The organism is Aeromicrobium sp. REDSEA-S32_B7 (genome assembly GCF_001626145.1).
Lineage (GTDB): Bacteria > Actinomycetota > Actinomycetes > Propionibacteriales > Nocardioidaceae > Aeromicrobium > Aeromicrobium erythreum.
The window spans coordinates 1-9,772 of record NZ_LUNF01000200.1; the positions used below are offsets into that span (position 1 = coordinate 1).

Genomic DNA, 9,772 nt, shown 5'->3' on the forward strand with positions numbered 1-9,772 from the left:
AGATGACCTATCAGATGGACCCCGCCAACGTCGAAGAGGCGCTGCGCGAGGTCGAACAGGATCTTGCCGAGGGCGCCGACAGCGTGATGGTCAAGCCGGGTCTGCCCTATCTCGACGTCGTGCGCGCGGTGAAGGACGCGTTCGCGGTGCCGGTCTATGCCTATCAGGTGTCGGGCGAATATGCGATGATTGAGGCCGCCGCGGCGGCAGGTGCGGGCGACCGCGATGCGCTCGTCCTCGAAACCCTGCTCGCCTTCCGGCGCGCCGGCGCGTCGGGGATTCTGAGCTATCACGCACTGCACGCGGCGAGGCTGCTCACTGCATGATCGCTTCCGCTTCGCCGCGTCGGCCCCTGTTCGTTCTGACCATCTTGGTCGGCAGTTTCCTGCTCTTCCTCGTTCAGCCGATGGTCGCGCGCATGGTGTTGCCGCGGCTCGGCGGGGCGCCGGCGGTGTGGAACAGCGCGATGCTCGTCTATCAGGCGCTACTCCTTGGCGGCTATGCCTATGCGCATTGGCTCGGGCGTTTCGCGGTGCGGCGGCAGGCGATGATCCACCTCGGCCTGCTGCTCGTTGCGGCGCTGTGGCTGCCGGTCGGCCTCGCGCGGATCGCCCCGCCGGCGCCGGGGCAGGAGGCGTTGTGGGTGCCGCTTCTGCTCTTTGCCTCGATCGGTCCCGTCTTCTTCGCGGTTTCGGCGCAGGCGCCGTTGATGCAGCGCTGGTTCGCCGCCGATCCGCGCGCCGGCGATCCCTATTTCCTCTATGCGGCCTCGAATCTGGGCAGCTTCGCCGGGCTGATCAGCTATCCCGCGCTCGTCGAACCGCTGTTGCCGCTCGCGAAACAGAGCATCGGCTGGACGCTGGGCTATGTTCTGCTGTTCATGCTGGTTGCGGCCGCCGCCGCGGCGCGCTGGGGGCGCGGCCCGGAAAACGCCCAATCGCCGGACACGGCCGGCGACGAAGCCAGGCCGGACTGGCGGCGACAGCTCCATTGGCTGTTGATCGCCGCCGTTCCGTCGGGCCTGATGCTGTCGACGACCACGCATCTTACGACCGATATCGTCGCGATGCCTTTGCTCTGGGTGTTGCCGCTCGGGCTCTATCTGCTCAGCTTCGTGCTCGCCTTTTCCAGCTGGACGTCGCTGACCAACGTCATCGTGACCATCGCCCCGGCGCTGCTGCTGCTCGTCGGCGGCGCGCTCCGCGTCGGAGAGCCGCACGGCGATCGCGACCCGCTCCGCGGCGACCTCCTGGGCGTACTTCTCGGCCTCGGCCTTGGCGACAGCGACGTGCTGGGCGGACGTGCGCTCGGCGTCGGCGACGACCTTCTCGGCCTCCAGTCGCACCTGCTCGAGCTTCGCCTCGGCCTCGGCACGCTCCTTCTCGAGCTGCTGCAGGGCCGCCTCGCGGTCCTGGCGAGCGGCCTCGGCCAGCTTCTGGGCCTCGGCGCGTGCCTCGCTGATGCGGCGCTCCGCGTCCTGCTCGGCTGCGGCCAGGCGCCGCTGCGCGGCGTCCTCGGCATCGCGCTCACCCTGGGCGAGACGCTCGGCGGCGGTGCGCGCCGCCTCCTCCTCGGCCTCGGCGATGCGGCGCTCGGCCTCTGCCTTCGCCTCGTCGAGACGCTCCTGCGCGGCGCGCTCGGCCTCCGCGCGGGCCGCCTCGACCCGGGCGTCGGCCTCCTGCTGCAGCTGCTCGATCTTGGCGGCGGCGGCCTGCCGCTCGCGCTCGATCTCGACCGTGACGCGCTCGGCCTCGGCACGCGCCGCACGCACGCGCTCCTCGGCGGCCTGCTCGGCCGCCCGGAGCCGACCCTGCAGCACCTCGCGCTGCTCGGCCTCGTCGGCGCGGATCCGTGCGGCGACCTCGGCGCGCTCGCGTGCGGCCTCCTCCATGAGACGGGCGGCCTCGGCGCGGGCGGCGCTCACGCGCTGCTGCGCGGCGGCGCTGGCCGCGGCGAGCTTCTCGGCGAACGTGCTGGGCGCCGGAGCCTGCGCGGCCTGGTCGTCCTCGGCGGGCTGCTCCGACGTCACGGGGGTCTCCTCGGCCTGGGGGCCCTCGTCGTCCGACGGGACCGAGGCGGCCTCCGTCGTCTCCTGCTCGGAGGTCTCGTCCTGGGGTGCAGGCTGCTCGGCCTGCTCGGCGGCAATGCGCTCGGCCTCGGCCTGCTCCGCAGCAGCACGCTCGGCCTCGGCCTGCTCGGCAGCAGCGCGGTCAGCCTCAGCCTGCTCCGCCGCTGCGCGGTCAGCCTCAGCCTGCTCGGCAGCTGCGCGCTCGGCCTCAGCCTGCTCCGCCGCTGCACGCTCGGCCTCAGCCTGCTCGGCCGCTGCACGCTCGGCCTGCTCGTCGTCGGCCGACGGCGTCGTCGTCGCCTCGACGGCCGGCTGCTCGGCCGTGGCGGAGACGTCCGCCACGGGCGTGCTTGCCTCAGGCGTGCTCGACTCAGGCGTGCTCGACTCAGGCGTGCTCGACTCGGGCGTGCTCGACTCGGGCGCGATCCGCTCCTGCGGCGCGACGGGCTGCGGCTCGGGCTCGCTCGCCTGCGCGGCCGCGCGCTCCTGGGCCTCGATGGCTTCCTCGGCCGCCTTCAGCGCGGGCTCCGGCTCGTCACCGTCGCGTCGGCCCCGGCGCGAGGCGTTGAACGCTCGGGCGGCGTTGCGCTCGGCGCGTCGCTTCTCGGCAGCCATCTGGCGCGCGGCACGCTGAGCTGCCCGCTTGGCCCGTCGGTCGTCCGGCGCACCGCGTCGCGCATCGTCCGCGGCGGCCTCGGTGTCGCCACCGGACTGCTCCAACATCTCGGCAGCCACCTTCAGCGGATCGGCGCGTCGACGCTCCTGCGGCTGGTTCGAACCTGAGTCGGTCATGACTACCCTTCTCGCGAGCACGGCGGCACGTCGCAGCACAGTATGCCCCATGCGTCCCTGGTGCCACAGGTGTTCCGTGGCGATGTCGAGGCGTGAGACCTCGGACCCGTCGTGAGGTCTCCCCCGCCTCGGTGGTCCGCCAGGTCACGACCCACTGAACGTGGCCTTCCCGGGACCGTTCTCGACGAAGGAGTCCATGCCGGCGCGGCGGTCGTCGGTGGCGAACAGCCCCGTGAACTCGATCCGCTCGATCTCCAGCCCGGTCTGCAGGTCCGTCTCGAGACCGCGGTCGACCGCACTCTTGGCCGCCCGCAGCGCGAGGGCCGGTCCTCCGACGAAGCCACGCGCCCACGCGACGGCTGCGTCGAGCACCTCCTCCGCGGGGAGGACGCGGTCGACGAGACCGATCCGCAGCGCCTCCTGCGCGTCGACGAAGCGACCCGTGAAGATGAGGTCCTTCGCGACCGACGGCCCCACGAGCCGCGCGAGCCTCTGGGTGCCTCCCGCGCCGGGGATGATGCCGAGCAGGATCTCGGGCTGCCCGAGCTTGGCGTTCTCCGCCGCGAACCGCAGGTCGGTGGAGAGCGCGAGCTCGCAGCCCCCGCCGAGGGCGAAGCCGGTGATCACGGAGACCGTCGGCTTGCCGATGGCGGCGACCGCGCGCGTGAACTCCTGCAGGAGATGACCGTGGCGCACCATCTCCTGGTACGACATCGCGGCCATCTCCTTCACGTCGGCACCGGCCGCGAACACCTTCGGTCCGCCGTGCAGCACGACCGCAGCGACGTCGTCGCGCGTGTCCACCTCCCGCGCCACCTCGACCAGCTCGCGCTGGACCTGCGCGTCGAGCGCGTTCATGGGCGGGCGGACGAGCTGGACGAGGGCGACGCCGTCGGTCACCTCGAGCTGGACGAGCTGGGTCACGCTGGTTCCTTCCGTCGGGCCGGCGTCGTGACGCCGACCACAGGGCCGTGGCCGTGAGCATAGGAGGAGAGCCACCTGCTCCGACGCGCGGGTGAACAGGGTGCGGACCGCCTCCGAGCCACTAGCGTGTCCCCATGGTCGCTCGGGTCCCGGTGCTGGAAGTCCGTCCGTGCCTCGACCGCGGGCGGTTCCCGGCGAAGGTGGTCCCCGGCGAACCACTGACCGTCGAGGCGCTCGTGCTGCCCGACACGGTCGACGTCGGCGCCGCGGTCGTGCTCACCGCGCCCGACGGCAAGCGACGCGACCCGGTGCCCATGCGGCACCTCGGCGACCACGTCTGGTCCGCCACGGTGACGGCCGACGCGGTGGGCGCGTGGACCTACCACGTGGAGAGCTGGCAGGAGTCCCTGCGCACGTGGGCGGGCCGGGTCGTGACCGACATCGACCACGGGGCCGACCCCGAGACGGTGCTCGCCCAGGGCAGTGCGCTCGTGCTCGCGCTCGGCAACGAGGACCCAGCAGCGCTCGAGGTGGGCGACGACCTCCTCGACACCACGACACCGGCCCACGAGCGGCTCGCCGAGGGACTGGCCTACGTGGCGTCCCTGCCCGAGCACCTGGGCCGGGCCGACGTCGGCTCGACCGAGCCGCTCCCCCTGCGCGTCGACCCCGAGCGCGCCCTCGTCGGGGCCTGGTACCGCCTGGCGCCCTCCACGCCCGACGGCACGCTCGCCGACGCCACCGCACGCCTCGACGACGTCGCCGCCCTGGGCTTCGACGTCGTCCGCCTCCCGCCGCTGCACCCCACGCGCGGTCGCCCGTGGCACTCCGCTCCCGTCGTCGGGGGGCACCTCGACGTCGATCCGCGGCTCGGCACCGTCGCCGACCTCGACGCCCTCGTGCAGCGGGCCCACCGGGTCGGGCTCGAGGTGGCCCTGGAGCTGACGTGGACGGTCGCGCCCGGTCACCCGTGGCTCGAGCAGCACGCCGGCTGGTTCGTCCCGACCGGGGACGACACCTGGCGGCTGGATCCCGATGCCGAGCCGGCCGGCGTGCTCGGTCTGGTGCTCGAGACGCTCGTCGGCTGGGCCGACCGTGGCGTCGGCGCCTTCGTGGTCCGGGACGCGCACCACTGGCCGCTCGGGCTGTGGGAGCACGTGCTGCGCGAGCTGGCCGCGGCAGCACCCGACGTGCTCCTGCTGTCGGAGGGCGACGCGAGCCCCGCGCAGGCTCACGCCCTGGCGCTCGTCGGGTTCCACCAGACGACGCCGGCGCTGCACGACGCCCTCGGCCTCGCCGACGTCGAGGACGTCCTGGCGGGCGTGGGCCGCGGGTCGGTCACGCGGACGCACCTCGTGGCCGCGCCCGGCGGCGGACGGGCCTCGACCCTGGACGACGGCGGCGCCGCCACGCGGTGCGCGTGGGCGGCGGTCGCCGCGCTGGGCAGCCCGGCCTGGGAGACGAGCAGCACCCTGGAGGAGGTCGACGGGCCGAGCTCGGAGCCCGAGCCCGACGTGGCGACGTTCCTCGGTCGCCTCAACGAGCTGCGTCGTGCGCACCCCGCCCTGCGTCGTCGACGCGGCCTCGTGCTGCACCGCGTCCACCACGCCGGTGTGCTCGCGTTCAGCCGGAGCGACGGCGAGGACGCGCTGCTCGTCGTCGTCGACCTGTTCCCCGCCTTCCCCAAGTCCGTGGGCGTGCCGGACGCGCTCGGCGCGCCCGGGGAACGGCTGCAGGACGAGCTGGACGGCACCTGGCACACCCTCGACGCCCTCACGCTCGACCCGGCGCACCCCGTGCGCGTGCTGACCGCACGCCGCTGAGCGCAGCCGTCCACGCGCCGGACCCCGCTGCGTCCCGGTGACCGGCCGCGTACGGTGACGACGTGACCGCCATCCTGCGTGACGACGACCTCCACCTCGAGCCGACGAGCGGCGCGGACGGCCTGCGCGGCTGGTCCGTGGTCGTCGGCGGGGAGCGCCGCGGCACGATCGCCCTGCTCGACGAGGGACGCGGCACCGGCTCCGTGCGCTGGAACACCGGCACCGGCGAGCAGTCGCTGGGCCTGGCCGTGCGCGCCCTGCGCCTGGTGCTCGCGCACGCGTTCGACGACCTCGCGCTCCAGAGGGTCGAGGCACGTGTCCCGGTCGAGCGCACCGGCGACGTCCGCGCGGCGTCGATCAGCGGGCTGCGACGCGAGGGCATCGCCAGGGGTGCCGGCGACTCCCCCGACCGCGCCCTGCTCGCCCGGCTGCGCGACGACCCGCCGGCCGACAGCCGCGACGGCTTCATCGCGCTGCTGAACGCCGGTCTGCCGACGAAGCGGGTCATCTCGCAGGGCGTCCTGCGCGACGGCGAGGGTCGGGTGCTGCTCTGCCAGCTCACCTACAAGCAGGAGTGGGACCTGCCCGGCGGTGTCGTGGAGGTCGGCGAGTCGCCCTCGGAGGGGCTCGTCCGCGAGCTGGAGGAGGAGCTCGGCCTCACCCTGACCGTCCACGGTCTGCTCACCGTGAACTGGCTCCCGGCCTGGCGCGGGTGGGACGACGCCTGCGTCTTCGTGTTCGACCTGGGCGTGGCCGACGCCTCGCTCGTCGACACCATGGCGCTGCAGCCGACGGAGATCGCCGGGGTGCACTGGTGCGACGCCGACACCGTCCGCACGCGCGCGACTGCTGCCGCGACCGAGCTGCTGGAGGCTCTCGCCGGGGGTGACGTCCCGCCCTACCGGGAGGCGCCGCTCGCCCCCGAGCCGCCGGTCGTCTGAGTCCTCAGGGCCCCTCGGCCTCCACCACGCCCCCGTACTGGCCGATGACGCGGGGGCGCCCCGACCCGCCGGGGATCTCGACCAGCACCTGGTGCAGGTAGCGCAGACGCCCGGACGAGGAGACCCCCGACTCCAGCAGCGCCTTCTGCGGCGAGTCGTCCGGCCAGGTCACCTGGATGCCGTCGCGCACGCGGTAGGAGTCGACCCGCTCGAGGGTGGCGAAGACGAGCGCTCCGCCGTCGGCGGTCCGCAGCGCGTGGGTGACCTTCTCGGCCTTCCACGTCTGGGCGAAGCGGACGCCGTCGAGCGCGGCGTTGCGTCGCGCCGCGGTGCGCATCTGCGCACGGAAGTCGTCGTTCTCGATCGTCCGCGCCGCTGCCGTCGACGGGTCCTCGAGAGCGGCGGCGTAGCGGTCGGCGGCCTGCTGCGGCGACATGCTCATGCCTGTGGCGCTGCGAGGGTCGACCGTCAGCGCCGCGCCGTCGCGCTCCCGCAGGTCGGGCAGACGCGTGCTCAGCACCGTCTCGGGGCTTGCCACGAGGAACCAGGGGTCGACGGCCGACCCGCGCTCGAAGACCTGCACGCGGTTGACCTTCGCAGCCTGGTCGCGCACCTCGACGACGAACCAGAGCGGGTAGGCAGTGAACCGAGGCACCGCGAGCCGCTCGACCTGGTCGGAGGTGCCGTCGGACCCCACGCCGCGCGAGAGGCGCTGCGCGACGTCGAAGGACCCGGTGTCGATCGCGAGCACCGCGCCGCTCTCGACCGTCGACAGCGGCTTGGGGTCGAGCAGCTTCGCGGCCGCCTCCCGGACCTGGTCGTAGCGGCTCAGCACCTGCTCCACCCCAGCGCGGTCGATCGGGACCGTCGACGCGGGTCGGTCGTCGCGGGGGCGCGGCACGGTGCAGGACGTCAGGACCAGCACGCAGGCCAGCAGCACCACGACCGGTGCGGACCGTCGGCTCATCGGTCCCGCCTCTCGTCGTCCGCCGAGCGCTCGTCCGCCGGCTCGTCGTCGGCGAGCTCGTAGTCGGCGAGCTCCTCCTCGGACACCTCGTGCTCCACGCCGTCCTCGTCGACGAACACGTAGACGACCGCCGGGGGCGGCACCTCGACGGCCACGTCGCCCGCGCTGTCCAGGTCGGGGCCGGCCGGATCGGGGTGGGTGGAGTCGGGGCTGATGGAGTCGGGGCTGATGGAGTCGGGGCTGGTGGGGTCGGGGCCGGTCGGCTCGAGCGCGTCGGCGGCCAGACGCTCCTGCAGGCGCGCCGCCTCCTCGGCCGTGATCTCGTGCTCGACCCCGCGCTCGTCGACGAACACGTAGACCTCCTCCTCCACGACCTCGACCTCCTCCCCCACCTCGAGCGGTCCGTCACCGCGCTCGCGCCACGGACGTCGCAGACCGCCGGACGACGCCGACGGTCCGCGCCGCAGGAGCAGGCCCGACCAGATGAGTCCCAGTCCGCCGAGCAGCGCGCCGAGACCGAGGCCGAAGCCGCCCCGCACGCCGTAGGCGAACGTGACCCGCAGGCCCGAGAGGTCCGAGGCGCCGACGGCGAGGATCGCGAGCGAGACCGGCGTGTCGGGCAGGGTCGTGCTGATCGACGCACCCCCGAGGCCAGCCGAGTCCGCGATCCACCAGTCCAGGGCCGTGGGCGCGCCGGGCAGCGCGGCTCGACCCCGACGCTCCGCCGTGCGCACCGTCCACGGCGCGCGGAACGAGGTGACCTCGAGCCGTCGTGTGCCGGCCAGGTAGTCCTGCACGTCGACGGTGTTGCCGAGGCCGACGAACACCGGCTTGTTCACCGGGACCTCCACCAGGACGTCGACCTGGAGTCCGCGGTAGGTGATGACGTCGGGTGCCGTGACCACGGCGACGCCGTCGGTCCGGACCGTGTGCGGACCCGTCGTGAACCGGCTGTCGGGGCCGAGCACCGCCATGACGGCTGCTCCGGCGAGCGCGAGGAGAAGACCGACCACGACGAGCGGCCAGGCCAGACGTCGCGCCATCACCCCTCCTCGCCGTGGCCGCTCCCACGGCTGCCGTCGCCGCACCCTAACGCGCAGGCGAGGCGCTCGCCGTCAGAAGAGCGCCGACGCCAGGGCGCGTCGCGCGTCGGCGACACGGGGGTCGGTGGTGCCCACCACCGTGAACAGCTCCAGGAGCCGCTCGCGGATCCGGTCGCGGTCCTCACCGTGCGCGGTGCGGACCAGCCCGACGAGCCGGGCGAACGCATCCTCCACGTGTCCGCCGCTCACGTCGAGGTCGGCGACGAGCAGCTGGGCGTCGACGTCGTCAGGGGCGTCCGCGGCGGCCTTGCGGGCCTGCTGGAGGTCTGCGTCCTTGGTGCGGGCGAACAGCTTGACGCCGGCCAGCCGCTCGGCGACCTCGGCGTCGCCGGGGTGCTGCAGGGCGAGCCGCTCGTACTCGGCCACGGCCGTGTCGGTGTCACCCGCGGCGAACGCCGCGTCCGCAGCGGCGAAGCGGGGGTCGTCCGCGGGCTCCTCCGGCTCGGCGGACTCGCCACCGGCCGGGGTCGCCCGTCCGGTCAGCCCGTTCTGCACCGCGAGCGCCACCAGCTGCTCGAGGTACTGGCGCACCTCGGCCTCCTCGGCGAGGCCCTGGAAGAGGGGCACCGGCTGGCCCTTCACGAGACCGACGACGACCGGGACGCCCTGCGCCTGCAGCGCCTGGGCGATCGCCGGGTTGGCGTCGATGTCGACCGCGGCCAGCAGGATCCGTCCCTCGAGCGTGTCGACGACCCGGCCGAGGAGGTCGACGAAGTCGCGGCTCTGGGGTGCGCGGGGCGACCAGAGGGCGAGCACGACGACGTGCTGCATCGACGCCTCGAGCGCGACGGTCTGGAAGGTCTGCTCCGACACGTCGACCGTGTAGCCACCGCCGGGACCCGACGGGCCGGCCGGCGGGGCGGACGGCTTGGCCAGGGCGGAGAGGTCGATGGCACCAGGGCGCGAGAAGCTCATGGCCCCATCCTAGGAACTCGCCCCCGGCGGCTCCCCCTGCCGTCCGCGACGTCCAACGGTCGGGTGCGTCAGCGCCCGTCGTGGAGGGGCCGCGGACCGTCGACCGTGATGTCGAGGATGCGGGTGATCGGCATCGTCGCGATGCGGACCGAGAAGACGCCCGAGGCGCGGAAGACGCGCATGTTGGTGATGACGAAGACGTCTCGGTGCTCACGGGCGACGCCGTAGAGCGCGAATAG

7 protein-coding genes and 2 pseudogenes are annotated in these 9,772 nt (G+C 73.8%); 4 read left to right on the forward strand and 5 right to left on the reverse strand.

Translation table 11 applies throughout. The features are described from left to right. Window positions 1-326, forward strand: a pseudogene (locus A6Q79_RS13470) (porphobilinogen synthase); the annotation flags it as partial. Continuing rightward, window positions 323-2,851 carry a hypothetical protein gene (locus tag A6Q79_RS13475; protein ID WP_317698611.1) on the forward strand — a complete coding sequence of 843 codons (2,529 nt, stop codon included), beginning with the start codon at window positions 323-325 and terminating at the stop codon, window positions 2,849-2,851. The pseudogene A6Q79_RS13470 and the gene A6Q79_RS13475, both read left to right, overlap by 4 nt. 153 nt (window positions 2,852-3,004) lie before the next feature. On the opposite strand, the gene A6Q79_RS13480 is transcribed toward A6Q79_RS13475, so the two are convergent. Then, entirely contained in the window at window positions 3,005-3,784 is a 780-nt protein-coding gene (locus tag A6Q79_RS13480; protein WP_083516317.1) for an enoyl-CoA hydratase/isomerase family protein, read from the reverse strand. Window positions 3,785-3,918: 134 nt separating this feature from the next. Between A6Q79_RS13480 and A6Q79_RS13485 the strand changes: the two genes are divergently transcribed. Together A6Q79_RS13485 and A6Q79_RS13490 are read left to right on the forward strand one after the other, a co-directional pair. Beyond that, window positions 3,919-5,607 carry a maltotransferase domain-containing protein gene (locus A6Q79_RS13485; RefSeq protein ID WP_286689993.1) on the forward strand — a complete coding sequence of 563 codons (1,689 nt, stop codon included), beginning with the start codon at window positions 3,919-3,921 and terminating at the stop codon, window positions 5,605-5,607. A 62-nt stretch (window positions 5,608-5,669) separates the two neighbouring features. After that, entirely contained in the window at window positions 5,670-6,548 is an 879-nt protein-coding gene (locus A6Q79_RS13490; protein ID WP_286689994.1) for an NUDIX hydrolase, read from the forward strand. Between the two features lie 4 nt (window positions 6,549-6,552). Here A6Q79_RS13490 and A6Q79_RS13495 read toward each other — a convergent pair whose 3' ends face one another. From A6Q79_RS13495 to A6Q79_RS13510, 4 genes and pseudogenes are all read right to left on the reverse strand, one after another. Further along, window positions 6,553-7,515: a hypothetical protein gene (locus A6Q79_RS13495; protein ID WP_286689995.1), complete on the reverse strand. Its 963-nt coding sequence runs from the start codon at window positions 7,513-7,515 to the stop codon at window positions 6,553-6,555. Beyond that, window positions 7,512-8,558 (reverse strand): hypothetical protein, encoded by a 1,047-nt coding sequence (locus tag A6Q79_RS13500; protein ID WP_286689996.1) that lies wholly within the window; start codon window positions 8,556-8,558, stop codon window positions 7,512-7,514. The genes A6Q79_RS13495 and A6Q79_RS13500 overlap by 4 nt, the downstream gene beginning before the upstream one ends. 72 nt (window positions 8,559-8,630) lie before the next feature. Continuing rightward, window positions 8,631-9,533: a tetratricopeptide repeat protein gene (locus tag A6Q79_RS13505; RefSeq protein WP_067856352.1), complete on the reverse strand. Its 903-nt coding sequence runs from the start codon at window positions 9,531-9,533 to the stop codon at window positions 8,631-8,633. A 92-nt stretch (window positions 9,534-9,625) separates the two neighbouring features. Further along, window positions 9,626-9,772, reverse strand: a pseudogene (locus A6Q79_RS13510) (PH domain-containing protein); the annotation flags it as partial.

Excerpts from the sequence above, each read along its gene's own strand:
- A6Q79_RS13500 (WP_286689996.1), bottom strand. The coding sequence starts at position 8,558 with ATGGCGCGACGTCTGGCCTGGCCGCTCGTCGTGGTCGGTCTTCTCCTC.
- A6Q79_RS13495 (WP_286689995.1), bottom strand. The coding sequence starts at position 7,515 with ATGAGCCGACGGTCCGCACCGGTCGTGGTGCTGCTGGCCTGCGTGCTG.
- A6Q79_RS13505 (WP_067856352.1), bottom strand. The coding sequence starts at position 9,533 with ATGAGCTTCTCGCGCCCTGGTGCCATCGACCTCTCCGCCCTGGCCAAG.
- A6Q79_RS13485 (WP_286689993.1), top strand. The coding sequence starts at position 3,919 with ATGGTCGCTCGGGTCCCGGTGCTGGAAGTCCGTCCGTGCCTCGACCGC.
- A6Q79_RS13475 (WP_317698611.1), top strand. The coding sequence starts at position 323 with ATGATCGCTTCCGCTTCGCCGCGTCGGCCCCTGTTCGTTCTGACCATC.